Origin of the sequence: Pseudomonas hydrolytica, assembly GCF_021495345.1 — a bacterium.
Classification (GTDB): domain Bacteria; phylum Pseudomonadota; class Gammaproteobacteria; order Pseudomonadales; family Pseudomonadaceae; genus Aquipseudomonas; species Aquipseudomonas hydrolytica.
This window is the reverse complement of the sequence record NZ_CP099397.1, coordinates 2087892-2111741: the sequence shown is the minus strand read 5'-3', so window position 1 is coordinate 2111741 and position 23850 is coordinate 2087892. Positions and strand designations below refer to the sequence as shown.

Sequence of the window (23850 nt, the reverse complement as noted above, 5' to 3'; positions counted from 1 at the left end):
TCGCGCCTACCCAGATGCCCACCATGGAGACAGCATGTCCGCCCTCTACATCCTGATTCCCGTCGCCATCGCCCTGGTCGGCTTCGCCATCTGGCTGTTCTTCTGGGCGGTGGACAGCGGCCAGTACGATGACCTCGACGGCCCGGCGCACAGCATTCTGTTCGACGACGAAGACCCGCTGCACAAGGCGGGGGTCGAACAGGCCGAAGAGCCGAGCAAGCAGGACAAACCCGATGCTTGAACTGACGCCCTTGCTGGTGTCGGCACTGATTCTCGGCCTGCTCGGCGGCGGCCACTGCCTGGGCATGTGCGGCGGCCTGATGGGCGCGCTGACCCTGGCCATTCCTCCCGAACAACGCGGCAGGCGCCTGCAGCTGCTGCTGGCCTACAACCTCGGGCGCATTCTCAGTTACAGCCTGGCTGGCCTGCTTCTGGGATTGGCCGGTTGGGCCGTTGCCGGCAGCAAGGCCGAGGTGATCATGCGCACCCTGGCAGCGCTGCTGCTGATCGCCATGGGTCTGTACCTGGCCGGCTGGTGGAGTGGCCTGACCCGTATCGAGGCGCTCGGCCGCGGCCTGTGGCGCCACATTCAACCGCTGACCCGACGCTTTATGCCGGTCACCAGCCTGCCACGCGCCCTGGTGCTGGGCGGGCTATGGGGCTGGCTGCCGTGCGGGCTGGTCTACAGCACCCTACTGTGGGCCTCCAGCCAGGGCAACGCGGTGGATAGCGCCCTGCTGATGCTGGCCTTCGGCCTGGGCACCTGGCCGGTGCTGCTGGCCACCGGGCTGGCTGCCGAGCGCCTCACCGCCCTGCTGCGCAAACGCGGCGTGCGCATGGCAGGCGGCCTGCTGGTCATCCTGTTCGGCATCTGGACCCTGCCCGGCCCGCATCAGCACTGGCTGATGGGGCACTGACACGTAGCCCGGATGTAATCCGGGAGCAAGGCGCCCAACATCCCGGATTGCATCCGGGCTACACAGCGACAAGACATCGGCGCCCCACGCGCCCTTGATTCAGGTCAAGGCCCCTTGTCCCCTGCATCCCTAGACTGGCCGCAAAGCCTGTCCAGGATTCTTTCCCATGCTCGATGCCATCCAGTGGGATGCCGACCTGATCCGCCGTTACGATCTCGCCGGCCCGCGCTACACCTCCTACCCGACCGCCGTGCAGTTTCACGACGACATCGGCCCGTTCGACCTGCTGCACGCCCTGCGTGACAGCCGCAAGGCCCGGCGCCCGCTGTCGCTGTACGTGCACGTGCCGTTCTGCGCGCACATCTGCTACTACTGCGCCTGCAACAAGGTGATCACCAAGGACCGCGGTCGCGCCCTGCCCTATCTGGAAAAGCTCGAGCGGGAAATCGAGATCGTCAGCCGCTACGTCGACAAGGACCAGCCGATCGAACAGCTGCACTTCGGCGGCGGCACCCCGACCTTCCTCAGCCACGACGAATTGCGTCGGCTGATGCTGCACCTGCGTCAGCATTTCAATCTGCTCGACGACGATTCCGGCGACTACAGCATCGAGATCGACCCGCGCGAGGCAGACTGGTCGACCATGGGCCTGCTGCGCGAGCTGGGTTTCAACCGCGTCAGCCTCGGCGTACAGGACCTCGACCCCGAGGTGCAACGCGCGGTCAATCGCCTGCAGACCTTGGAAGAAACCCGCGCCATCGTCGAGGCGGCGCGCACCCTGCAGTTCCGCTCGGTGAACATCGACCTGATCTACGGCCTGCCCAAGCAGACGCCGGAACGCTTCGCGCGGACCGTGGCCGAAGTGATCGCCCTGCAGCCGGACCGCCTGTCGCTGTTCAACTACGCGCACCTGCCGGAGCGCTTCATGCCGCAGCGGCGCATCAACAACGATGACCTGCCCAGCCCGGGCGACAAGCTGGTCATGCTGCAAGCCAGCATCGAACAGCTGACCCGCGCCGGCTACCGCTACATCGGCATGGACCACTTCGCCCTGCCCGACGACGAGCTGGCCGTGGCTCAGGAGGAAGGTACCCTGCAGCGCAATTTCCAGGGTTACACCACCCATGGCCACTGCGACCTGATCGGCCTGGGGGTGTCGGCCATCAGCCAGATCGGCGACCTGTACAGCCAGAACGACAGCGATATCACCAGCTATCAGCAGACCCTGGGCAACGGCCAGCTGGCAACGCGCCGCGGCCTGCACTGCAACGCCGACGATCGCCTGCGCCGCTCGGTGATCCAGCAACTGATCTGCCATTTCGAACTGCGCTTCAGCGATATCGAGCAGGCCCACGGCGTGAACTTTAACGAGTACTTCGCCAGTCTCTGGCCGCAGCTGGAGCAGCTGCATCGCGACGGCCTGATCGAACTGAATGCGCAGGGTATCGAGGTGCGCCCGGCCGGACGGCTGCTGGTGCGTTCGCTGTGCATGCTGTTCGACCGTTATCTCAACGACCAGGTGCGCCAGCGCTTTTCACGGGTGATCTGAACCAGCAGCCGATGCCTACGGGCGTCTTCAGGACATCGCCAGCGAGGCCGCCGTTTGCATCTGCTCCGGGCTGAGGCCGTTCTCGCGCATCAGCTTGACCAGATTGGCATTGGCCGAGGCCAGAGCGCCGTTGAGCGAGGCCAGCTCGGTCTGCAGCGACTCCAGCTGCAGGCGCCTGGCTTCAGGGTCGAGACTCTGGTCGCGCATCACCGCGTCGATCTGCGCCTGCTTCTCGGCGATCTGGGCCCTGAGTTCGCGGATCATCTTGAGCAGATCCTTGATCGCCTTGGGCAGGTCGCTGTCGTCGATGTCACGGTTGCGCTCGGCCTTCTCCGCCATGCTCTTGCCCAGTTCGGAAAGGCTCACCCGCAATCCCTCGCGGACTTCCTCCGGGCTGCGCTCGGCTGCGGTGTTTTGTCGCTGCATGGCCTGGACGAGATTGCCCAGTGGCCCGCCTGAGTCGATACGCATCGCTTAGCTCCCTGCTTTGGACCATGGCTCTCCTCTTGATCGGCCGGCGCCGGTCCGACTTGAGGATTCGGTCAGGCTTTTATACGACTGGCCCCTACCCGCCCCCTGGGTTAACCTTACGAGCATTGCGTGTTTAACCGGGAAGCCCAACGATGTCCGAGAGCATCAAAATGCGTGCGCAGCATCAAGCCCATTGCAAGGACTGCAGCCTGTCTGCCCTATGCCTGCCCATTTCGCTGAACATGGAGGACATGGACGCGCTGGACGAAATCGTCAAGCGCGGCCGCCCGCTGAAGAAGGGCGAGTTCCTGTTCCGCCAGGGCGATGCCTTCGGTTCCGTGTTCGCCGTGCGTTCCGGTGCGCTGAAGACCTTCAGCCTGAGCGATGGCGGCGAGGAGCAGATCACCGGCTTCCACCTGCCCAGCGAGCTGGTCGGCCTGTCCGGGGTCGACGGCGAGCGCTACCCGGTCTCGGCCCAGGCCCTGGAAACCACCTCGGTCTGCGAGATTCCCTTCGAGCGCCTCGACGACCTGGCCCTGCAGCTGCCGCAGCTGCGCCGCCAGCTGATGCGCATCATGAGCCGCGAGATCCGCGATGATCAGCAGATGATGCTGTTGCTGTCGAAGAAGACCGCCGACGAGCGCATCGCCACCTTCCTGGTTAACCTGTCCGCGCGCTTCCGCGCCCGCGGCTTCTCCGCCAACCAGTTCCGCCTGGCCATGTCGCGCAACGAAATTGGTAACTATTTGGGCCTTGCGGTGGAGACGGTGTCTCGCGTATTTACCCGCTTCCAACAGAACAAGCTGCTCGAAGCCGAAGGCAAGGAAGTGCACATTCTCGACCCCATCGAGCTGTGTGCCCTGGCCGGCGGCAACCTCGAGATCTGAGCCCGATCGCCAGCCGCGGGCTCAGCGCATTTCAGGAACCCGCGATGATTTTCGACGAATTCAGCATCAAGACCCTGATCCGCCCGGTACCGGACTTCCCCAAGCCGGGCGTGGTCTTCCGCGACATCACCCCGCTGTTCCAATCACCGCGTGCGCTGCGCATGGTCGCCGACAGTTTCATCCAGCGTTACGTGGAGGCCGAGTTCAGCCATATCGGCGCGATGGACGCGCGCGGTTTCCTGATCGGCTCGATCATCGCCTACGAACTGAACAAGCCGCTGATCCTCTTCCGCAAGCAGGGCAAGCTGCCGGCGGATGTTCTCAGCGAGAGCTACCAGACCGAATACGGCGAAGCCTTTCTCGAAGTGCACAGCGACAGCCTGTGCGAGGGCGACTCGGTACTGATCTTCGATGACCTGATCGCTACCGGCGGCACCCTGATCGCCGCGGCCAACCTGGTACGGCGCATGCGCGCCAGCGTATTCGAGGCCGCCGCGATCATCGACCTGCCGGAGCTGGGTGGCTCGCAGAAGCTGCAGGACGCGGCGATTCCCACCTTCACCCTGACTGCCTTCGCCCTCGACGACCGCTAGACACAGGCCGCTGATGGCCCCGCGCCCCGCAGGCCCGACGGGCCGCTGCAGCGGATTTCCCCGGCCAACGACTCGATTCCCACCGATACCGCCATGCACGAACTCGAATTGAACCAATCCCCCTCCGACTGGCGCCAGCGCCTGGGACAGCTGATGGACGGCACCGCCGTACAGCGCCTGGTCACCCTGCTGATCGTCGTCAACGCGGCCATTCTCGGCATGCAGACCTCGCCATCGATCATGGCCGACTGGGGCCGGCCGCTGCTGATCCTCGACAGCCTGATCCTCGCCTGCTTCGTCATCGAGCTGGCGCTGCGCTTCACCGCGCGCGGCATCGGTCTGCTGCGCGATCCCTGGGCGGTGTTCGACTGCCTGGTGGTGGGCATCGCCCTGGTACCGGCCAGCGGTCCCTTCGCCGTACTGCGCGCCCTGCGCGTACTGCGGGTGCTGCGCCTGGTGTCGATCAACCCGAGCATGCGCAAGGTGGTGCAGGCGCTGCTCGCCTCGCTGCCGGGCATGGGCAGCATCGTCATGCTGATGGGGCTGGTGTTCTATGTGGCCGCGGTGATGGCCACCCAGCTGTTCGGCCAGAGCTTCCCCGAGTGGTTCGGCAGCATCGGCGCCAGCCTCTACACCCTGTTCCAGGTGATGACCCTGGAAAGCTGGTCGATGGGCATCGTCCGCCCGGTGATGGAGCAGCACCCGCTGGCCTGGATGTTCTTCGTGCCCTACATCCTCATCGCCACCTTCATGATGCTCAACCTGTTCATCGCCGTGATCGTCAACGCCATGCAGAGCACCCACGAGCCCAGCACCGAGGAGCTGGCGGCAGCTGCCCGCGAGCAGGCGATCCTCGACGAACTGCGCGCGCTGCGCAGCGAAGTGGCAGAGCTGCGGCGCAACGCTCCCTGACCCCGCCTTCTGTCGAGATGGCGGGCCATGCCCGCCGTTTCGCCTCGGGCGATTGCCCGACACACCCGCCTTAAGTTGGCGGCGCCCGCCGCCGCCACGTCCGATAGTTACATCGTTCAATGACACAGTTGGTCCGTTGAGGCTAACCGCCTGCAACCCCGATGTTGTCAACCAGAGCCGCACAACAATCGGGAGCACCGACTCCCCAGAAGAGGACTCGAACGATGAATGCAAGCGCTACCCTGCCCCAGCCGAAATCCAGCTTTCCGGTTCGCCGCATGGACTTCAGCTTCGCCGAAACGCCGAAGTACTGGTTCTTCGACGATCCCTTCATGAGCCACTTCATGAACAACCTGTCGTCGCTGTTCCCCTATGGCGAAAAATTCTTCGTCGACAGCGTGCGGGCGGTGCGCGACCAGGTCAGCGAGCCGCAGCTGAAGAAGGACATCAGCGCCTTTATCGGCCAGGAGGCCATGCACTCCAAGGAGCATGCGGCCTATAACGACTATGCCAACGAGCACAATATCGACCTGGAGCGCCTGGAGCTGCGCATCAAGGTACTGCTCGAGTGGACGACCCGCTTCAGCACCAAGAAACAGCGCCTGGCCGCCACCTGCGCGCTGGAGCACTTCACCGCGACCATGGCCGAGCAACTGCTCAAGCGCGAAGACCTCACCACGCAGATGAACGATCCGAAGCTGTACCAGCTGTGGATGTGGCACGCCATCGAGGAGAACGAGCACAAGGCGGTGTGCTACGACGTGTACCAGAAGGTCTATGGCGGCTACTTCACCCGTACGCTGGTGATGCTGCTGACCACCGTGATGTTCCTCGGCGTGATTGGCTGGTTCCAGATTCACTTGCTGCGCAAGGACGGTCAGCTGTTCAACTGGCGCAGCTGGGGCTTCGGTTTGAAGAAACTGTTCGGCCCGCGCAACGGCTTCTTCACCAAGCTGATCGGCCCCTACCTGGACTACTACCGCCCCGGCTTCCACCCCAAGGATCACGATACCGAGAAGCTGGAGAAACGCTGGCGCGAGCGCCTCGGCTTCAGCAGCTGATGTCCCTTCGGGCGGCCTTGGCCGCCCTTTTTCATGGCCCGCAGCCCAGGTCGGGGGCGCCCTACGCACCCGCCTTCGCCGTGCCGCTGCGGATGCGCAGCGCATCCTGCGTCAGCCCAGACGCAGCTGCCCCATGCTCTGCAACATGCTGGCGCCGGTGAACAGCATGACGATCTGCTCCTCGGCCAGCGCACAGATCGCCTCGCGCCGCTGCGGCTGGCCGATGTAGTCCAGCGACTGCTCGAACAGGCTGCGACTGATCAGCCCCGAAACCTGGCGCACCGCCGCCGCGCTGACGATATCCGGCAGCAGCTTGAATTCGACGATGTCCTCGGCCATGTCATCGGCGAAGTCGTCCATCACCTGGCGCAGGGCCTCGCGCAACACGGGCGACGCGCCATGCAGCTCGCGCACCCCGATGATGAACGCCTCCGGATGCTCGGCGACGAAGTCGAAGAACAGCTGCACCGTCTCGTGACACACCCGCCGCCCGCGCCCGAGATCGATACCCAGCAGCTTGGGCAGCAGGGGCCAGTCATCCTTGACCGCGCGCTGCGCGGCCTCGCGGCGCAAATCGCGCAGCGGTTGACGCAGCAGCCGAGTGATCTCGCCGATCACGGTCAGGCCCAAGTCGTCGACATCGCGAAAGTGACGGTAGAAGGTGTTGGGGTTGAGCCCCGCCTCGCGCGCCAGCTCGCGCAGGCCCAGGCTGCTGAGGCTGCGGCTGGTCGAGGTGAGACGTAACGCCGCTTCCATCAGCAGGCGCTTGCCAGGCGCTTCGCTGGCCCTGTCGCGTACCTGCGCATCGTCGTTGTGCATCCTTACCCCTACCTAAAGTTGGTTTGTCGATTCTATGGCTTGCCGCAAAGTATACACATGTCTACCTTGGTATACAGATGTAGACACCAACAAGAACGACAAGCAGGAGTCCGGCCATGAATGCGCCCGTGTCACCCCCTACCGCTGCCCGCCATTGCAAGATCGCCATCCTCGGCAGCGGCTTCTCCGGCCTCGGCATGGCCATCCGCCTCAAGCAGCAGGGCGAGCAGGACTTCCTGCTGTTCGAAAAGGAAGCCGGCGTCGGCGGCACCTGGCGGGTGAACAACTACCCGGGTTGCGGCTGCGACGTGCAATCGCACCTGTACTCCTTTTCCTTCGAGCCCAACCCGAACTGGACGCGGATGTTCGCCAGGCAGCCGGAAATCAAGGCCTACCTGGAAGGCTGCTGGGCGAAGTACCGCTTGCAGGACAAGACCCTGCTGGGCACCGAAGTGGTACAGATGCGCTGGGACGAGCACGCCGAGTTGTGGCACCTGCAGGACCGTGCCGGCAACCAGTACAGCGCGCAATTCGTGGTCTCCGGCATGGGCGCCCTGTCGACACCCTCGATCCCCAAGCTCAAGGGCCTGGAGACCTTCACTGGCGAGGTGTTCCACTCGCAGCAGTGGAATCACGACTATGACCTGAGCGGCAAACGCGTGGCGGTGATCGGCACCGGCGCCTCGGCCATCCAGTTCGTGCCGCAGATTCAGAAGCAGGTGGCGCGGCTCGATCTCTACCAGCGAACCGCGCCGTGGATCATGCCCAAGCCCGATCGCGCCATTGGCGATGGCGAACGCCAGCGCTTCAAGCGCTTTCCGCTGGTGCAGAAACTCTGGCGCGGCGCCCTGTACGGCATCCTGGAAAGCCGGGTGATCGCCTTCGCCTTCGCCCCGCGCCTGCTGCGCATGGCCCAGGGCATCGCCAAGCTGTACATCAAGAAGCAGATCAAGGACCCGGTGCTGCGCGCCAAGGTCACCCCGGACTACACCATGGGCTGCAAGCGGGTGCTGATCTCCAATGACTACTACCCGGCGCTGACCCAGGCCAACGTCGAGGTGATCACCGACGGTATCGCCGAAATCCTGCCGGGCGCCGTGCGCACCGCCGACGGCCAGGAGCGCGAAGTGGATGCCATCATCTTCGGCACCGGCTTCACCCCCAGCGACCCGCTGCCGCGCGGCACGGTGTTCGGCCGTGGCGGCGTCGATCTGCTCGACACCTGGCCCGAAGGTCCGGAAGCCTACAAGGGCACCATGACCGCGGGCTTCCCCAACCTGTTCTTCCTCATGGGGCCGAACACCGGCCTGGGCCACAACTCCATGGTCTACATGATCGAGTCGCAGATCACCTATGTGCTCGGCGCCCTCAGGCAGCTCGAAGAGGGCCAACTGCAGAGCCTGGAACCCAAGCGCGAGGCGCAGGACGCCTTCAACCGCAAGATCCAGGGCACCCTCGGCAGCACCGTATGGAACGCCGGCGGCTGCATGAGCTGGTATCTGCACCCGGTCAGCGGACGCAACTGTACGGTGTGGCCGGGCTTCACCTGGCGCTTTCGCATGCTGACGCGCAACTTCGATCCGCATGCCTACCACTTCAGCCGCAAGCACGCCGCGCATCCGGCGCAGAGCAATGCCATCACCCTCGCCGCGCAGGAGGTCAGCGCATGAAATCCTTCGAGAACAAGGTTGCCGCCATCACTGGCGCCGGCTCCGGTATCGGCCGCGCCCTCGCCTACCACCTGGCGCGCCAGGGCTGCCACCTGGCGCTGTCCGACGTCAATGTCGAGGGCCTCCAGGAAACCGTCGAGCAGGCCCGCAAGCTCGGCGTCACCGTCAGCGGACAACGCGTCGACGTTGCCGACCGCGCTGCGGTCGAGGCCTGGGCGGAGCAGGTAGTCAGCGAGTTCGCCCGGGTCAACGCCATCTTCAACAATGCCGGCGTGGCTCAGGGCGGCACCGTGGAGGGCAACGACCATGCCGACTACGAGTGGATCATGAACATCAACTTCTGGGGCGTGGTGAACGGCACCAAGGCCTTCCTGCCCTACCTCAAGGCGGCCGGCCAGGGACACGTGATTAACGTCTCCAGCGTGTTCGGCCTGTTCTCCCAGCCGGGCATGAGCGCCTACAACGCCAGCAAGTTCGCCGTACGCGGCTTTACCGAATCGCTGCGCCAGGAACTGGACATGGCCGACTGCGGCGTTTCCGCCAGCTGCGTGCATCCGGGCGGCATCAAGACCAACATCGCCAAGACGGCGCGGGTGAACGACAGCCTGACCAAGGTCACCGGCCAGGAAACCGAGCAGGCGCGCCAGCAGTTCAACGACCAGTTGCTGCGCACCACGCCGGAACAGGCGGCCAAGGTCATCGTAAACGGAGTGCTGGCCAACAAACGGCGCATTCTGATCGGTGCCGATGCCCATGCCCTGGACTGGATGCAGCGCAGCATGCCGGCGCTGTATCAGCGCCTGGTGACCGTCTCGATGCGCCTGGCGGCGCGCTTTGCGCCGAAGCCGAGAAACCTCAACAAGGTGAGTGAGGCTGCCGAGTAGAGGCTCGTCAGCAGCAGACGCAGGGCCGGCCGTTGCCGGCCCTGCGCGTTTGTCGGGCAACGCTCGCGGCCGCGACATCTGGACTAAGGTAGGGGAACAGACGCACCACTCATCCACGCGGCGCCGCTACCGGCTCCCGGCTGGAACCTCGGTGTAGCGTCGACGCCGAGGGCGGCGCCTTGATCCACGAGGTGGCCTCATGAGCGCGCTTACCTGCACCCATCGCGATCACGTCATCCGCGCCAGTGTCATGGAACATCCCGGCCTGCCCACGCCCTGGGCCGGCGGATGCCAGATCACCGACCCCGACGGCAACACCAGCAAACGCCAGACCCTGCCGGTGGATTACGCCTTCATGGATGATCTGCACAAGGCCCAGCACGCGTCCATCGCCCATGGCAAATGGCTGGTGGATCAGAAGCTGGATCACGGCCGCAATTGGCATTGAGGCCAACCCAGACGTAGGGTGCGCCGCGCGCACCGATGGCTTGCAGTGGCTCCTTCTGCAATGTGCAGGGGCGATGCACACGGCGCACCCTACGGGCATCCGGGAGAGTTCGAAGTCTCCCGCGGATTTTCATCCAGGCTACGAACGGTCGCGCAACGGATCGAGCAGCGGCTTGAGGCCGTTGTGGTCGATCTCCTGCATCAGCGCGAGCAGCTGGCCCAGCTCGCCCTTGGGAAAGCCCGTGCGGGCGAACCAGTTGAGGTAATGGCCCGGCAGGTCGGCGATCAGCCGGTCCTTGTACTTGCCGTAGGGCATGCGGCGGGTCACCAGGAGTTTCAGCGCTTCGGGGTTCATCGGTGGCTCGAATGGCGGAAAAAGAACCCCGCCATTGTGCCAGACATCAGTCGCGCAGTGCTTCGCGTACGAACTCCAGGCGATCCTGGCCGAAGAACATCTCGCCATCGACGAAACAGGTCGGTGCGCCGAATACGCCGCGCTTGACCGCCTCTTCGGTGCTCGCCTTGAGCGCGTCCTTGACCTGCTGTTCGGCGATCTGCGCCTGCAACGCCTGGGCGTCGAAGCCGGCCGCCGTCAGCACTTCGGCCACCTTGGCCGGGTCGCCCATGTGAATACCGTCCACCCAGATCGCCCGGAATAGCGCCTGCAAGGCATCGTCGAAGCGCTCCGGCTGATGCAGTTGAACGGCCACCAGCAGGCGCATCAGCGTCAGGGTATTGATGGGGAAATGCGGGTTGAAGCGCATCGGTACGCCGTAGCGCTCGGCGAAGCGTGCCAGGTCGCGCAGCATGTAGCGCCCCTTGGCCGGAATCATCGCCGGCGAGGCGTTGCCGGTAGCCTGGAACACCGCGCCCAGCAGCATCGGCCGATAGACCAATTCAGCCCCGGCGTCGCGACACAGATCAGGTAGCTGGGTATGGGCCAGGTAGGAGGCCGGACTGCCCAGGTCGAAGAAAAACTCCACCGTCTTGCTCATGGCTTTCACTCGCTCGTTATTGTGGTTATGGGTTCAGGGCAGGTTACCAGCGCTCGATCCATGGACGCAGATCCAGCTCGAAGGTCCAGGCGTCGCGCGGCTGAGCGTGCAGGAACCAGTAGCTGTCGGCGATATGCTCGGGATCGAGAATGCCATCCTGATCCTTCCTGGCGTACAGCTCGGGAAAGCTGTCGCGGATGAAGGCGGTATCGATGGCGCCGTCCACCACCACATGGGCGACATGGATATTCAGCGGTCCCAGCTCGCGCGCCATGCTCTGCGCCAGCGCGCGTATGCCGTGCTTGGCGCCGGCAAAGGCGGCGAATCCGGTGGCGCCACGCAGCCCGGCCGTGGCACCGGTGAACAGGATGGTGCCGCGTCTGCGCGCGACCATGCGCTTGGCCACCGCCTGGCTGGTGAGAAAGCCGGCGAAGCAGGCCATTTCCCAAATCTTGAAATACTTGCGCGCGGTTTCTTCGAGAATGCTGCACGGCACGTTGGCGCCGATGTTGAACACCATCACCTCGATGGGGCCGATGTCACGCTCGATGCTTTCGACCAGCTCGGCCACCTGCTCCTCGCGCCGCGCATCGGAGGCAAAACCATGGGCCTCGCCGCCTTCGCTGCGGATGTCCTCCAGCAACGGCTGCAGCTTGTCCAGGCTGCGGCGGGTAACGCAGGCCACATAGCCTTCGCGGGCAAAACGTCGGGCAATGGCGCCACCGGTGGCGTCGCCGGCGCCGATGATCAAGGCGACCTTCTTGTTCTCGCTCATGGCTTTCTCCATTAACTAACGATCGTTAGCTTAACGAACGTTATGCTACGCTTCCGAGCAGGTCAAGCCACCCTCTTCACGGAGCCATTCATGCGTTATTCCGCCGAACACAAGGCCGAAACCCGCGAGCGCCTGCTGGCCAGCAGCGGCGCCATTGCCAAGCAGCAAGGTTTTGCCGTGACCGGTGTGGATGCCCTGATGAAGACCATCGGCCTGACCGGCGCAGCCTTCTACAGCCATTTTCCGAGCAAGGACGCCCTGTTCGCCGAGCTGGTCGAGCGCGAACTGCGCAACAGCCTGGCGCGGCTCGGCGGCGCGCCGGGCGAAGCCGGACGCGACAGGCTGCAACGCTGCCTGGCGGCCTATCTCAGCCTGGCGCATGTCGAGCAGCCCGACAAAGGCTGTGTATTGCCTACCCTGGGTGCGGAAATCGCCCGCGCCGACGAAAGCGTGCGGCAGCGCACCGAGCAACAGATCCTGCAGCTGCAGGAAACCTGGGCCGAGATCATCGGCGATGCACAACTGGCCTGGACCGTTCTCGCGCAATGCCTGGGCAGCCTGCTGCTGGCGCGCATGATGGCCAGTCAGGAATCTCGCCAGCAGGTACTGGCGGCCAGCCTGGACATGCTCGAACACACATTGAAGCCTGTCGGCTGAGCGCGGATGCCGTTACCCTAGGCAGGTTCTTTCTGCCAGGATCGATCCATGTCTCTCGCCCCCTCCCCGCTGGTTGGTGAAACGCCGCTGCATGCCGTCGAGGTACGTATCCTCGGCTGCCTGATCGAGAAGCAGCTGACCACGCCGGAAACCTACCCGCTGACCCTCAATGCCGTGCAACTGGCCTGCAACCAGAAGACCAGCCGCGAACCGCTGATGCAGCTGGAAACCGGTGAGGTCGGCCGTTACCTGCGCAGCCTCGAGGGGCGCAAGCTGGTGCACCTGGTCATGGGCAGCCGCGCCGACCGCTGGGAACAGCGCTGCGACAAGCAGCTGGAACTGGTCAAGCCGCAGACGGTGCTACTGGGCCTGTTGATGCTGCGCGGCCCGCAGACCCTCAACGAACTGCTCACGCGCAGCAACCGCATGCACGACTTCGACGATGTGGACGAGGTCCAGCATCAGCTGGAACGCCTCATCGCTCGTGGGTTGGCCGTGTTGCTGCCGCGCCAGAGCGGGCAGCGCGAGGATCGCTACATGCACCTGCTGGGCGAGCCCGCCGATCTGGAAAGTCTGCTGCTCAGCCGTCCAGCCAGCCGTGGCGACGCCTCGGCACCTAGCGAAGATCGTCTGGTCGAACTGGAGGCGCGTATCGCTGCCCTGGAAGAACGCCTGGCCCGCCTCGAAGGCGCGCAATAATGCAAAAGATCATGGACAAGGAGCCCATAGCGTTGAACCTCAAGACTCGTTTCAGCCTGATTCTCGCCACCGCCCTGCTGGCCGCCGGCTGCAGCAGCACAGCCGAGAAATCCGAACCGGCGGCGAAGCCCGCCGATCCCAGCCAGGGCTGCACATCCGCGGCCGTGGAGCATCTGCAAGGCAAAGTGGCCACGCCCGAGCTGCTTGAACAGGCCCGTCAGCAGGCCGGTGCCAGCACCGCCCGCGTGCTGACCCCAGGCAGCGTGGTGACCCTGGAATACAATGGCCAGCGCCTGAACCTCAACGTCGACGATCAGCGCGTGATCACCCGCGTTTCCTGCGGCTGATCGGGCTTCGGTGCGGGCACTGCCCGCACCATCCTCTGGCGCGATGATCATTAGCGCGCTAGCTTTATGCCCATCGCAACCGCAAAGGCAACCGTCATGACCACTCAAGTACAGCCCTGTGCCGAGCTGATGCTGGACAACCAGCTGTGCTTCGCCCTCTATTCCACCTCGCTGCTGATGACCAAGACCTACAAGCCGCTGCTGCAAGCGCTGGGGCTGACCTATCCGCAGTATCTGGCCATGCTGGTGCTGTGGGAGAACGAAGGGATCACCGTCAGCGAAATCAGCGCGCGCATGCTGACCGACCCAGGCTCGCTCACCCCCCTGCTCAAGCGCCTGGAAAGCGAAGGTCTGTTGCAGCGCCAGCGCAGCAGCCAGGACGAACGGGTCGTTCAACTGCATCTGACCGACAAGGGCCGCGCCCTTCACGAACAGGCCAAGGCCATCCCGGCCTGCATCCTCAAGGCCACCGGCCAGAGCATGGAGCAACTCGGTGAACTGCGCGATGACCTGATCACGCTGCGTAAGCACCTGCAAGACGCTCTCTGACTGTAGGCAACGGAGCCATCGCTACTTATGACGAGCCCTAGTTGGGCTCTAAAGAGGGTGACTGCGCTCCATTGGCTCGTTCAACTTGCGCCAAATGCAGCAGCGCGACCGATCTGCTGATGCACGACCACTATCGAGGCGGCGCGATACGCGCCAGCACCTGCGGCGCCGCGCGCAGCGGCAAAGCCAGGATCAAGCCTTCGCCGGAAGCCGGAAAGATGCGCGTCAGGGCCGTGATATTGACCTGATGAGACACCAGCACCAGTGGTTCTCCGGGCGGCATAAGGTTGATGGTGCGGATCAGTTGCGACGTCTGCTCGCTGCCATTGCCGGGTAGCGCGAAGAAGGAATCCAGTGCCGGCAGCGGTTGTACCGTGCCCAGACCCATCTCCCGCGCGGTATCCAGCGCCCGGCACCAGCGACTGCTGAACAGGCGTGGCCGCCCGATGCCCTGGCTGCGCAACAGCGCGCCCCAGCGCCTTGCCTCTTCACGCCCCTGCTGGCTGAGATTGCGCTGCGTGCTGCAGTTGCCCAGCTGGAAATGGGCGGGATCGCCAGTGCCCGGCGCCGTGGTATGACGCAGGATGAGCAGCGCGCGTCCCTCGCGCAACGCCTGCCAAGCCTGCTCCTCCTGCTCTGCCGCCAGGGCCCAGAGCGGGGCCAGCAGCAGCGCCAGCAGGCACAGGATCAGACTCGGACGTTGCCGCGCGGCCCCATCAGCGCCCAAATGATCAGGCCCAGCACCGGCAGCAGCACGATCAGCAGAATCCAGAGAATCTTGATGCCGATTTCGGCGTTGCTTTTCACCACGTTGATGATGGCCCAGATGTCCAGAGCCAGAATGACCAGGCCGATCAGCCCGTTGAGGGTGGAACCCATGAGGATGCTCCTGCGTAAGGGGTGGTATGCGTAGGATCGTCATCGCTTTGCCAGGGTTCCCCCTGCCTCACTCGCCCAGACGGGCAAAACGGCTGGCGATGTCATCGCCCGTGGGTTGAGGCGCCTCGTCACTGGCGCTCAGACGCAGCGCCAGCAGGTGCGGTTCCTCGCCCAGGTCGAACCAGTGGCGGGTGCCCGCGGGCAACTCCAGCAGATCGCCACGCTCGCCCTGCAACACATACACGTAGCCATCCAGATGCAGGCTGAGCTGGGCGAAACCGCCGAGAAACAGCCAGGCACTGGCGGTCGGTTGCATCTGCTCGTCCAGATGCCGCGCACGCATCTCCAGCTTCTGCGGGTGGTTGCGCTGCAGGTTGAACAGCTCGTGATGCGGATACCCCTCCTCCATCAGCCGCTGCAGCCAGAGGCCGTAGGCCGCCTCGAACTCGGCCTGCTCGCAGCCCGGTCGCAAGGCTGCCGGCAGCTCCAGCTGGCGGTAAGCGATACCGACCGCGGCCAGCGTGCTGGCGATGTCCTCGGCATGGGTCAGCACCTTGTTCGGCAGATTCGGGGAGCTGTGCAGATGAACGCTGAGGCTGGTCATGAGGTACTCGCTGAAGTCAGGGGCCGCTCAGGCGGCAGACGAAGGGCAATGATAACCGCTGCAGCCAGCGCTGCCAGACTGGCTAGGGCAAAGGTCCAGGCCGGGCCGAGGCTGCTCCAGCTGTAGCCCGCATACAGCGCGCCGAGGGCACCGCCGATACCGGCCAGGGTGGCGTACAGCGCCTGGCCCTGGCCCTGCTGACGGTCGGCAAAGCTGCGCTGGATGAAATGGATGCTGGCGGCATGGAAGGCGCCGAAGGTGGCGGCGTGCATGCACTGAGCCAGCAGCAGGATCGCCAGCTGGTCGGCCAGGTTGCCCAGCAGCAGCCAGCGCACGGCGGTGATCAGGAAGCTGGCCAGCAGCACCGCGCGCAGCGAATAGCGCTCCAGCAGCCGCGCCATGATCAGAAACAGCAGGATCTCCGCCACCACCCCCAGCGCCCAGAGCATGCCGATCACCCCGCGGCTGTAGCCGAGCGCCTCCAGATGCAGGGTGAGAAAGGTGTAATAGGGCCCGTTGCTCAGTTGCATCAGCCCGACGCTGGCATAGAAGGCGAGAATGCCGGGGCGGCCCAGCTGACGCAGGAAACCGCCCTGTTCGGCGCTGCCGGGGCGCAGCAGCGGCTGGGCGTTGGGCACCCAGAAGCTGCCGGCGACGATGCCGGCCATGATCAGTATCAGCGCCCAGGGGTAGGCATCCAGGCTCAGCCATTCGAACAGGCGGCCCAGGCCGACCACCGCGACGATGAAACCGATGCTGCCCCACAGGCGAATCTGGCTGTAGCGCGCGGCCTGCTCGCGCAGATGCGCCAGGGTGATGACCTCGAACTGCGGCAGCACCGCGTGCCAGAAGAACGCGTGCGCCGCCATGATCAAAGCCAGCCAGGCATAACTGTGGCTGATGAAGATGCCGGCGAAGCACACCAGCGTGCACAGCGCGCCGAGGCGCACGATCAGCAGGCGCTGACCGGTGTGATCGCCGAGCCAGCCCCACAGGTTCGGTGCCAGGCAGCGCATCAGCATGGGAATGGCCACCAGCTCGCCGATGCGCGCCGGCGAGAAACCCAGGTGATCGAAGTACAGCGCCAGGAACGGCGCCGTGGCGCCGAGCAGGGCGAAGTAGAAGAAGTAGAAGCCGGACAGGCGCCAGTAGGGCAACGCGTGAATCATGGCCCGGTCTTAGCCTGGGTCGAGCGCAGCGATAGCCGGGGCAGCGGTTGTTGGGTATCGCTGCGCGCCACCCAACCTACCGCGCTCACAGCTGCGGCAGCACCGGCGTCGCCACACGCACCTCGGCGTTCTGCGCGCGATGACGCAGCAGATGATCCATCAGCACGATGGCCATCATCGCCTCGGCGATCGGCGTGGCGCGGATGCCTACACAGGGATCGTGGCGCCCCTTGGTAATGACCTCTACCGGGTTGCCGTCGATGTCGATCGAGCGCCCCGGCGTGGTGATGCTGGAGGTGGGCTTGAGCGCCAGGTGGGCAACGATGGGCTGACCGCTGGAAATACCGCCGAGAATGCCGCCGGCGTTGTTGGTCAGGAAGCCTTCGGGCGTCAGCTCGTCGCGGTGCTCGGTGCCGCGTTGACTGACGCTGGCGAAACCTGCGCCGATCTCCACGCCCTTGACCGCGTTGATGCTCATCAGCGCATGGGCCAGCTCGGCGTCCAGACGGTCGAAGATCGGCTCGCCAAGCCCCGGCATCACCCCTTCGGCTACCACGGTGATCTTCGCGCCGACCGAATCCTGGTCGCGGCGCAACTGATCCATGTAGGTCTCAAGCGCAGGCACCTTGTCCGGATCGGGGCTGAAGAAGGCGTTCTGCTCGACGCTGTCCCAGGTCTTGAACGGAATCTCGATCGGGCCGAGCTGGCTCATATAGCCGCGCACTTGGATCCCTTGCGTGGCCAGGTACTTCTTGGCGATGGCGCCGGCGGCCACGCGCATGGCGGTCTCGCGCGCCGAACTGCGGCCGCCGCCACGGTAGTCGCGGATGCCGTACTTGTGGTGGTAGGTGTAGTCGGCGTGGGCCGGACGGAACAGATCCTTGATCGCCGAGTAGTCCTTGGACTTCTGGTCGGTGTTGCGGATCAGCAAACCGATGGCGCAACCGGTGGTCTTGCCCTCGAACACGCCGGAAAGAATCTCCACCACGTCGTCTTCCTGGCGCTGCGTGGTGTGGCGGCTGGTGCCCGGCTTGCGTCGGTCGAGATCGCGCTGCATGTCCTCCAGCGACAATTCCAGGCCCGGTGGGCAACCGTCGACGATGGCGACCAGGGCCGGGCCATGGCTTTCGCCAGCGGTGGTGACGGTGAACAGCTTGCCGTAGGTATTGCCGGACATGGGACGACGCTCCGCGAAATTCAGCCCCGACCTGCCGCTGCGCAGGCCGTTTAACGAGGTGGGCGAGTATACCCGTGGCGATCTTCCAGTTCACCCCGAACCTTGGTGCTCGGCTAGCGTCCAATGCCAGTCTGCCACTACCCTACCCCCATCATGCTGCAAGCACTGCTCTTGTCCCTCACCCTGATCACCGGCCTGGCCCAGGCCAGCACTATCCGGCAACTCCCCCTCAGCCTCGACACCGACCAGGGCACCCTGTACGGCAGTCTGCTGGTGCCGCAAAGCGACGCGCCGGTGCCGGTGGCGCTGCTGATCGCCGGCTCCGGCCCCACCGACCGCGACGGCAACAACCCCGCGGGCGGCCACAACGATGCGCTGAAGAAGCTGGCCCAGGTGTTGGCGCGCAATGGCATCGCCAGCCTGCGTTACGACAAGCGCGGCGTGGCCGCCAGCAGCAAAGCCACACCGGATGAGCGCAACCTCAGCGTCGAGCGCTACGTGACCGATGCCGAAGGCTGGGGACAGCTGCTCAAACGCGACCCGCGCTTCGACCGGCTGATCCTCGTCGGCCACAGCGAAGGTGCGCTCATTGCAAGCCTGGCCGCCGCCCGCAGCGGCGCCGATGCCCTGGTATCGATCGCCGGTCCCGCCTACCCCATCGGCCAAGTGCTCGACGCACAACTGGCCATGCGCCTGCCGCCTGCGCAACTGGCGCAGAGCCGGCGCATCCTCGCCAGCCTGATCCGCGGGCAGGAGCAGGCCGATGTGCCCGAACCCCTGCAGGTGCTGTTTCGTCCCAGCGTGCAGCCCTACCTGATCAGCCTGCTGCGGCAGAACCCGGCCGAAGCCTTTGCCGCACTGGAGATTCCGGCGCTGATTGTGCAGGGCGGTCACGACGCCCAGGTCGGGGTGGACAACGCCGAGATTCTCAAGCAGGCCAAACCGGATGCCGAACTGGCGCTGATCCCCGGCATGAACCACGTCATGCGCATCACCCCCCTACCCTGGCAGGAACAGCTGGCCTCCTACAACGATCCTCAGCTACCGTTGGCGCGTGCGCTCGGTGAACACATCGTCCGTTTCATTCGCTCCAGTACGGAGCAAAATGGTCGATAACCTGCCATGACAGTCGTATCAGCGCCCAGGACAGCCATGAGCGAACAACCCGCCCCCTCCACCGAAACCCTCGCCCAGGCCGATGCTCAGCAGCCTGGCGAAACGCCGGCCATCGCTCATCCCTGGGCCGACCTGGCGCCTGAGCAGTTCAGCCTGTTGCGCCTGGCCGCATTGCCGGTGGATCGGGAAACCGGGCCGCGCCCGCTGCGCTTCATCCAGCTCGGCCGGGTGGAGCGTCACGCCAAGGACCTCAGCCTGCTGCGCCTGAGTCTGCAAGTGCCCGGGCAGCGCACGCATCGCGAGCAGAACCTGCTCGAGGTATGGGCCGACCACCAACGCAAGGAAGTGCGTTTCGGTCCGGACAAGGGTCTCAGCGTCGAGCCCGCCAACCGCGGTCTGGGTCGTTTCCTGCTCGCCCAGGGCATCGCCTGGGCGCGCCAGCGCTACGCTCACTATCAGGTCGAAGGCGGCGCCCTGCCCACCAAGGACAACTTCAACGAGGCCGCCCGCGCGCGCCGCGACCACGCGCTGAAGGCGCAGGGTTTTACCATCGAGTACAGCGACCCATTGCAGCTCAAGCCTTTCTACAGTGCTGCGCGGGTCAGCTCGCTGCATGGCGATTGGCAAACGGAGAAGGTGCAGATCATCGAACTGCTGGACGCCGCGGCCATGCTGCAGCAGGCCGATCAACGCCTGCAGGAACAGGAGGTCAAGCTGCGCAAGCTGGAGGAAAAACTCGAACGCCTCAAGCGCGAGGACAGTGGCCTGCGCTTCACCATCACCTGCCTGGTGGCTTTTTCCCTGTTCCAGGCCGGGCTACTGATCTGGATCGCCACGCGCTGAGATGATTGCTGCGCACGGCGCACCTTAGGGTAGGGTGCGCCGTGCGCATCGCGTCACGCCGAGATACGCGAACGGAACAGCGCCTGATGCTCGCGGCACTGCTTGGCCGCCAGCAGAAACACGCCGTGGCCGCCGCGCTCGAACTCCAGCCAGGTGAAATCCACTTCCGGATACAGCGCCTCGACATGCACCTGGCTGTTGCCCACCTCGACGATCAGCAGACCGCGCTCGGTCAGGTGATCGGCCGCCTCGGCCAGCATGCGCCGTACCAGATCCAGGCCGTCGTCGCCGCAGGCCAGGCCCATGGCCGGTTCGTGCTGGTACTCGGCCGGCATGTCGGCGAAGTCCTCGGCATCCACGTAGGGCGGATTGGACACGATCAGGTCGAAGCGCTGCCCAGGCAGGCCGGCGAAGCCATCGCCCTGCACGCAGTAGACGCGCTCTTCCAGGCCATGGCGCTCGATGTTCTGGTTGGCCACTTCCAGCGCCTCGAACGACAGATCGGCCAGCACCACCTCCGCCTCGGGAAACTCGTAGGCGCAGGCGATGCCGATGCAGCCGGAGCCGGTGCACAGGTCCAGCACCCGGGCCGGCTCTTGCGGCAGCCAGGGGGCGAAATGACGCTCGATCAGCTCGGCGATCGGCGAACGCGGGACCAGCACGCGCTCATCGACCCTGAACGGCAGGCCGCAGAACCAGGCTTCACCCAGCAGGTAGGCGGTGGGCACGCGCTCTTCGATGCGGCGCTTGAGCAGGCCCTGCAGATGCAGGTGCTCGTCGTCTTCCAGGCGGCAATCGAGGTAGGCATCGGATATTTCCCAGGGAAGATGCAGTGCGCCAAGCACCAGTTGGCGAGCCTCGTCCCAGGCGTTGTCGGTACCGTGGCCGAAGAACAGCTGCTCGGCCTGAAAGCGGCTGACGGCCCAACGGATGTAGTCGCGCAGAGTACGTAAACGGGTAGCGGGAGCAGTCACGGGCGGTCTCCGGGGTGAAAAACGCGGAAGTTTAGCCCAGACCGCACGAAGGACGCATGGCCACAGATAAATGTCGTGAAGTCGCCATTTGACCGCTGCCAGGATCCGGGTCACATCGTTATAATTTGCAACGAATTCTTAACCCTTCCCATCCCTTCTCAACGAGATTTTCCATGGTCATCGACCCCTTCTCGCTCACGGGCTTGCTCGTGCTGGCGATATTCCTTATTGGCATGACGCTGATAGTTTTTGAAGCACAACTGGAGATGGATAAGTTCAAGCCGGCCATGTTCATGATGTCCGGCCTGATCGTCATCGGCCTGCATTACGCCCTGACCGATCCCAACGGCTTCCAGTACTTCCTCCACGCCCAGAGCGAAACCAAGGAAGAGCTGTTCGGCCTGATCGCCTTCATGGCCTTCATGTGGATGGTGGTGGAGCTGCTCAACGAGCGAAACGTATTCACCGCGCTCAACGGCTACCTGCTGCGCAAGGGCCTCGGCGCCCGCGGCATGTTCTGGGCCACCGGTGCGCTGTCGGCAACCCTGTCGCCCTTTCTCAACAACTTCACCACGGCGATGATCTTCGGCAAGACCATCACCAGCATCTCCAGCCACCCGCGCTACACCCACGTGGCGCTGTGCAACATTGTGGTGGCGTCCAACTCCGGGGTCTGGTTCCTCGGCACCTCCACCAGCCTGATGGTGGTACTGGCCGGCAAGATCAGCATCGCCGGCCTGCTGCTGTTGATCCCCTCGGCGCTGATCGGCTGGCTGTTGTTCGCCGCCACCCTGCAGTTGTTCTACCTGAACAAGCTGGACGGCCAGCAGCTGATCCGCAAGGTGGATGCCAGCGAGAGCCGGCTCAAACCGGGCGGCGCCGGCCTGGCGCTGGTGGGCTTCATTGCCGTGATCGGCGCGGTGCTGTGCAACATCGTGCTCAAGGTCGGCATCGAGTTCGCCATCGGTATCGGTCTGGGGCTGGTGGCGCTGTACAGCTGGCTGCTCACCCGCCTGGGCATCGAGACGCGCTGGCACGAGCAGCTGCAGAAGGTGGAGTGGAACGCCCTGCTGTTCTTCATCGGCATCATCACCTCGGTGGCCTGCCTCAACCACGTCGGCTGGCTGTCCTATATCTCGCGCTTGTTCGAGCTGCTCGATCCGACCCTGGTCAACGTGGTGCTGGGCGTGGCCTCCGGGGTGATGGACAACGTACCGGTGGAGGCTGCCGCGCTGATGTCCAACCCCAATCTGGGTCTGGATCAATGGGCGCTGAATGCGCTGATGGTGGGTATCGGCGGTTCGCTGACGGTGGTGGGCTCAGCGGCCGGGGTGATGGCCATGACGCTGGACAAGAGCTACAGCTTCGGCGTGCACCTGAAGTTTCTGCCGGCGATCCTGGTCAACTTCCTCGGCTCGCTCGGTATCTGGTACCTGCAGTTCCAGTGGCTGGGCCTGGGCGGCTGACGCGGCAGCGCGCCGCCATGGCCTGGCAGAGAAACACGCCGGTCAAGCACTAGGTTTGCGAGCCGACGCCGGATCAGCGCGGCTCATCCGGCGGGCGACGCAACTCGCGCAGGACGGCGATGGCGACCGCCACGGAGAACAGCAGCCAGAAATGCGAGGAAAACTGCGAAAAAAGTGACATGAGCAACTCCTTTTGCGTACGACTCCGATTCCTTTGGAGCAGTTCCGATTCTGCTCCGCCCTTGGCGGGCGAGCAAGCATTGACGCAGATAGAGGTTCACAGAGCGCTCTGGCAAGCGGACAATGGCACATCATCACCATCAGCCAGGAGTCCGAGATGTCCCTTCCGCAAACCATGTTCCAGCTCACCGGTCGTGGTCACGCACCGGCCAGCCTGAGCAATGCGACCTTGCTGATCATCGATGCCCAGGAAGAGTATCGCAGCGGCGTGCTCGCCCTGCCCGGCCTGGACCCCGCCCTCGCCGAGATCGCCAGCCTGCTGGCCGCTGCCCGCTCAGCCGGCACCGACATCGTTCACGTCAAACACCTCGGCATTCCCGGCGGCCTGCTCGACCCCAGCGGCCCGCGCGGTCGCCACCTGCCGGAAGCCGCTCCGCTGGCCGGTGAAATCGTGGTGGAAAAGCGTCTGCCCAACGCCTTTGCCGGTACTGAACTGCACGACCGCCTGCAGGCGCTCGGCCACCTGGACCTGATCGTCTGCGGCTTCATGACCCACTCCAGCGTCAGCACCACGGTACGCGCCGCCAAGGACTATGGTTATCGCTGCACCCTGGTCGATGCCGCCTGCGCCACGCGTGATCTGCCCGCTCCGGACGGCAGCGTGATCGCCGCCGCCGAAGTGCATCGCATCGAGATGATTGCCCTGGGCGACAACTTCGCCACCCTGGTGCCCCAGGCCAAATCGCTGATCTGAGTCGGCAATGGCCGTGACGAACCGGCGGAACCCCGGGGACACCGACCGGTCATAGCGCCGACAAGCCAAAGGAAATCGGCATGAAGCTGTCCGATGATTTCGATGCACGCCGACTGCGTCCACGCCAGCCCAAGAGCTGGCGGCTGCGTGTCGGTGCAGGCCTGGGCGCGCTGCTGGCTACCCTCGGCATTCTCCTGGCCATGGCCGGTGTCGCCTCGCTGGTGGGACGAGCGCCGGCCCTGGGCGGCCTCAACGACTCCACTGGCGAAGCCATTGCTCTGCTGCTGCTCGGCCTGTTCCTGCTCTGGGCCGGCATCGCTTTCTGGCGCCGCTGCCGCAGGCGTCTGCGCCGCCCCAGCGATCTCAGCCTGTCGCCACACCTGATGAAAAAGCGCGACTGAGCAGGTAGAAAACAGCACGCAGCTATTGGGTCTCGCGTCGCGCTGGCCCACAGGG

Annotated in this window: 30 protein-coding genes; 19 read left to right on the top strand and 11 right to left on the bottom strand. The window is 64.8% G+C overall.

The features are described 5' to 3' along the window. The first annotated feature begins 34 nt into the window (after positions 1 to 34). The 3 genes from ccoS (at position 35) to hemN (ending at position 2466) form a co-directional block, all read left to right on the top strand. Entirely contained in the window at positions 35 to 241 is a 207-nt protein-coding gene (gene ccoS, locus L1F06_RS09725) for a cbb3-type cytochrome oxidase assembly protein CcoS (RefSeq protein ID WP_012018862.1), read from the top strand. Beyond that, positions 234 to 917, top strand: coding sequence for a sulfite exporter TauE/SafE family protein (locus tag L1F06_RS09720; protein WP_003243851.1), 684 nt, complete (start codon positions 234 to 236; stop codon positions 915 to 917). Before ccoS ends, L1F06_RS09720 begins: the two co-directional genes overlap by 8 nt. Before the next feature lie 166 nt (positions 918 to 1083). Then, on the top strand, positions 1084 to 2466 hold the full coding sequence (hemN, locus tag L1F06_RS09715) for an oxygen-independent coproporphyrinogen III oxidase (RefSeq protein WP_129483389.1): 1383 nt from the start codon (positions 1084 to 1086) through the stop codon (positions 2464 to 2466). Between the two features lie 27 nt (positions 2467 to 2493). On the opposite strand, the gene L1F06_RS09710 is transcribed toward hemN, so the two are convergent. After that, positions 2494 to 2937, bottom strand: a complete 444-nt coding sequence (locus L1F06_RS09710; RefSeq protein WP_003243848.1) for a hypothetical protein — start codon at positions 2935 to 2937, stop codon at positions 2494 to 2496. A 152-nt stretch (positions 2938 to 3089) separates the two neighbouring features. Between L1F06_RS09710 and fnr the strand changes: the two genes are divergently transcribed. The 4 genes from fnr to L1F06_RS09690 all read left to right on the top strand — a co-directional run bounded on the left by fnr (position 3090) and on the right by L1F06_RS09690 (position 6390). Then, positions 3090 to 3824, top strand: a complete 735-nt coding sequence (fnr, locus tag L1F06_RS09705) for a fumarate/nitrate reduction transcriptional regulator Fnr (protein WP_003243847.1) — start codon at positions 3090 to 3092, stop codon at positions 3822 to 3824. 44 nt (positions 3825 to 3868) lie between these two features. Continuing rightward, a complete protein-coding gene (locus L1F06_RS09700) occupies positions 3869 to 4417 on the top strand; it encodes an adenine phosphoribosyltransferase (RefSeq protein ID WP_012018866.1) in 549 nt (182 codons plus the stop codon). 93 nt (positions 4418 to 4510) lie between these two features. After that, a complete protein-coding gene (locus L1F06_RS09695; protein ID WP_003243844.1) occupies positions 4511 to 5329 on the top strand; it encodes an ion transporter in 819 nt (272 codons plus the stop codon). Between the two features lie 224 nt (positions 5330 to 5553). Further along, the gene (locus L1F06_RS09690; protein ID WP_129483388.1) at positions 5554 to 6390 is read left to right on the top strand and encodes a metal-dependent hydrolase; all 837 of its coding nucleotides are present in this window, start codon (positions 5554 to 5556) and stop codon (positions 6388 to 6390) included. 111 nt (positions 6391 to 6501) lie between these two features. Here L1F06_RS09690 and L1F06_RS09685 read toward each other — a convergent pair whose 3' ends face one another. Beyond that, positions 6502 to 7209 (bottom strand): TetR family transcriptional regulator, encoded by a 708-nt coding sequence (locus L1F06_RS09685; RefSeq protein WP_129483387.1) that lies wholly within the window; start codon positions 7207 to 7209, stop codon positions 6502 to 6504. 116 nt (positions 7210 to 7325) lie between these two features. Between L1F06_RS09685 and L1F06_RS09680 the strand changes: the two genes are divergently transcribed. From L1F06_RS09680 to L1F06_RS09670, 3 genes are all read left to right on the top strand, one after another. After that, a complete protein-coding gene (locus tag L1F06_RS09680; RefSeq protein ID WP_129483386.1) occupies positions 7326 to 8879 on the top strand; it encodes a flavin-containing monooxygenase in 1554 nt (517 codons plus the stop codon). After that, the gene (locus L1F06_RS09675; RefSeq protein ID WP_129483385.1) at positions 8876 to 9763 is read left to right on the top strand and encodes an SDR family NAD(P)-dependent oxidoreductase; all 888 of its coding nucleotides are present in this window, start codon (positions 8876 to 8878) and stop codon (positions 9761 to 9763) included. Before L1F06_RS09680 ends, L1F06_RS09675 begins: the two co-directional genes overlap by 4 nt. A 199-nt stretch (positions 9764 to 9962) precedes the next feature. After that, positions 9963 to 10211 carry a hypothetical protein gene (locus L1F06_RS09670; RefSeq protein ID WP_003243836.1) on the top strand — a complete coding sequence of 83 codons (249 nt, stop codon included), beginning with the start codon at positions 9963 to 9965 and terminating at the stop codon, positions 10209 to 10211. A 138-nt stretch (positions 10212 to 10349) separates the two neighbouring features. Here the strand turns inward: L1F06_RS09670 and L1F06_RS09665 are convergent, their stop codons facing one another. The 3 genes from L1F06_RS09665 to L1F06_RS09655 are packed head-to-tail and all read right to left on the bottom strand — an operon-like array spanning position 10350 to position 11980. After that, complete coding sequence (locus tag L1F06_RS09665; RefSeq protein WP_003243834.1) at positions 10350 to 10565, bottom strand: DUF3820 family protein; 216 nt, start codon at positions 10563 to 10565, stop codon at positions 10350 to 10352. Positions 10566 to 10611: 46 nt separating this feature from the next. Further along, positions 10612 to 11205 carry a 2-hydroxychromene-2-carboxylate isomerase gene (locus tag L1F06_RS09660; RefSeq protein WP_129483384.1) on the bottom strand — a complete coding sequence of 198 codons (594 nt, stop codon included), beginning with the start codon at positions 11203 to 11205 and terminating at the stop codon, positions 10612 to 10614. Between the two features lie 43 nt (positions 11206 to 11248). Continuing rightward, a complete protein-coding gene (locus L1F06_RS09655; RefSeq protein WP_129483383.1) occupies positions 11249 to 11980 on the bottom strand; it encodes an SDR family oxidoreductase in 732 nt (243 codons plus the stop codon). Positions 11981 to 12070: 90 nt separating this feature from the next. On the opposite strand from L1F06_RS09655, the gene L1F06_RS09650 reads away from it, so the two are divergent. The 4 genes from L1F06_RS09650 to L1F06_RS09635 all read left to right on the top strand — a co-directional run bounded on the left by L1F06_RS09650 (position 12071) and on the right by L1F06_RS09635 (position 14232). Beyond that, positions 12071 to 12637: a TetR/AcrR family transcriptional regulator gene (locus L1F06_RS09650; protein ID WP_012018874.1), complete on the top strand. Its 567-nt coding sequence runs from the start codon at positions 12071 to 12073 to the stop codon at positions 12635 to 12637. A 48-nt stretch (positions 12638 to 12685) separates the two neighbouring features. Beyond that, positions 12686 to 13336: a YceH family protein gene (locus L1F06_RS09645; RefSeq protein WP_012018875.1), complete on the top strand. Its 651-nt coding sequence runs from the start codon at positions 12686 to 12688 to the stop codon at positions 13334 to 13336. A 32-nt stretch (positions 13337 to 13368) separates the two neighbouring features. Continuing rightward, entirely contained in the window at positions 13369 to 13683 is a 315-nt protein-coding gene (locus tag L1F06_RS09640) for an I78 family peptidase inhibitor (protein WP_252576779.1), read from the top strand. A 96-nt stretch (positions 13684 to 13779) separates the two neighbouring features. Continuing rightward, entirely contained in the window at positions 13780 to 14232 is a 453-nt protein-coding gene (locus L1F06_RS09635; protein WP_003243825.1) for a MarR family winged helix-turn-helix transcriptional regulator, read from the top strand. Positions 14233 to 14362: 130 nt separating this feature from the next. Here L1F06_RS09635 and L1F06_RS09630 read toward each other — a convergent pair whose 3' ends face one another. The 5 genes from L1F06_RS09630 to aroC form a co-directional block, all read right to left on the bottom strand. Then, positions 14363 to 14959 (bottom strand): histidine phosphatase family protein, encoded by a 597-nt coding sequence (locus tag L1F06_RS09630; protein WP_129483381.1) that lies wholly within the window; start codon positions 14957 to 14959, stop codon positions 14363 to 14365. Further along, positions 14920 to 15111, bottom strand: coding sequence for a PLDc N-terminal domain-containing protein (locus L1F06_RS09625; RefSeq protein WP_129483380.1), 192 nt, complete (start codon positions 15109 to 15111; stop codon positions 14920 to 14922). Before L1F06_RS09625 ends, L1F06_RS09630 begins: the two co-directional genes overlap by 40 nt. 67 nt (positions 15112 to 15178) lie before the next feature. Beyond that, positions 15179 to 15715, bottom strand: coding sequence for an acireductone dioxygenase (locus L1F06_RS09620; RefSeq protein WP_012018356.1), 537 nt, complete (start codon positions 15713 to 15715; stop codon positions 15179 to 15181). Then, positions 15712 to 16884 (bottom strand): MFS transporter, encoded by a 1173-nt coding sequence (locus tag L1F06_RS09615; protein ID WP_129483379.1) that lies wholly within the window; start codon positions 16882 to 16884, stop codon positions 15712 to 15714. Before L1F06_RS09615 ends, L1F06_RS09620 begins: the two co-directional genes overlap by 4 nt. Positions 16885 to 16969: 85 nt before the next feature. After that, positions 16970 to 18061, bottom strand: coding sequence for a chorismate synthase (gene aroC, locus L1F06_RS09610; RefSeq protein WP_129483378.1), 1092 nt, complete (start codon positions 18059 to 18061; stop codon positions 16970 to 16972). A 123-nt stretch (positions 18062 to 18184) separates the two neighbouring features. On the opposite strand from aroC, the gene L1F06_RS09605 reads away from it, so the two are divergent. Both L1F06_RS09605 and L1F06_RS09600 read left to right on the top strand, forming a co-directional pair. Next, positions 18185 to 19177: an alpha/beta hydrolase gene (locus L1F06_RS09605; RefSeq protein ID WP_129483377.1), complete on the top strand. Its 993-nt coding sequence runs from the start codon at positions 18185 to 18187 to the stop codon at positions 19175 to 19177. Positions 19178 to 19213: 36 nt separating this feature from the next. Continuing rightward, complete coding sequence (locus tag L1F06_RS09600) at positions 19214 to 20020, top strand: hypothetical protein (protein WP_129483376.1); 807 nt, start codon at positions 19214 to 19216, stop codon at positions 20018 to 20020. A gap of 53 nt (positions 20021 to 20073) precedes the next feature. Here the strand turns inward: L1F06_RS09600 and prmB are convergent, their stop codons facing one another. Further along, complete coding sequence (gene prmB, locus L1F06_RS09595) at positions 20074 to 20994, bottom strand: 50S ribosomal protein L3 N(5)-glutamine methyltransferase (protein WP_096826665.1); 921 nt, start codon at positions 20992 to 20994, stop codon at positions 20074 to 20076. Positions 20995 to 21167: 173 nt separating this feature from the next. Here prmB and nhaD point away from each other — a divergent pair, with 173 nt between their 5' ends. From nhaD to L1F06_RS09580, 3 genes are all read left to right on the top strand, one after another. Continuing rightward, positions 21168 to 22460 carry a sodium:proton antiporter NhaD gene (gene nhaD, locus L1F06_RS09590; protein WP_003243807.1) on the top strand — a complete coding sequence of 431 codons (1293 nt, stop codon included), beginning with the start codon at positions 21168 to 21170 and terminating at the stop codon, positions 22458 to 22460. A gap of 337 nt (positions 22461 to 22797) precedes the next feature. Beyond that, entirely contained in the window at positions 22798 to 23394 is a 597-nt protein-coding gene (locus L1F06_RS09585) for a cysteine hydrolase family protein (RefSeq protein WP_003243805.1), read from the top strand. An 80-nt stretch (positions 23395 to 23474) separates the two neighbouring features. Further along, positions 23475 to 23795, top strand: a complete 321-nt coding sequence (locus L1F06_RS09580; protein ID WP_003243803.1) for a hypothetical protein — start codon at positions 23475 to 23477, stop codon at positions 23793 to 23795. Positions 23796 to 23850 lie beyond the last annotated feature (55 nt).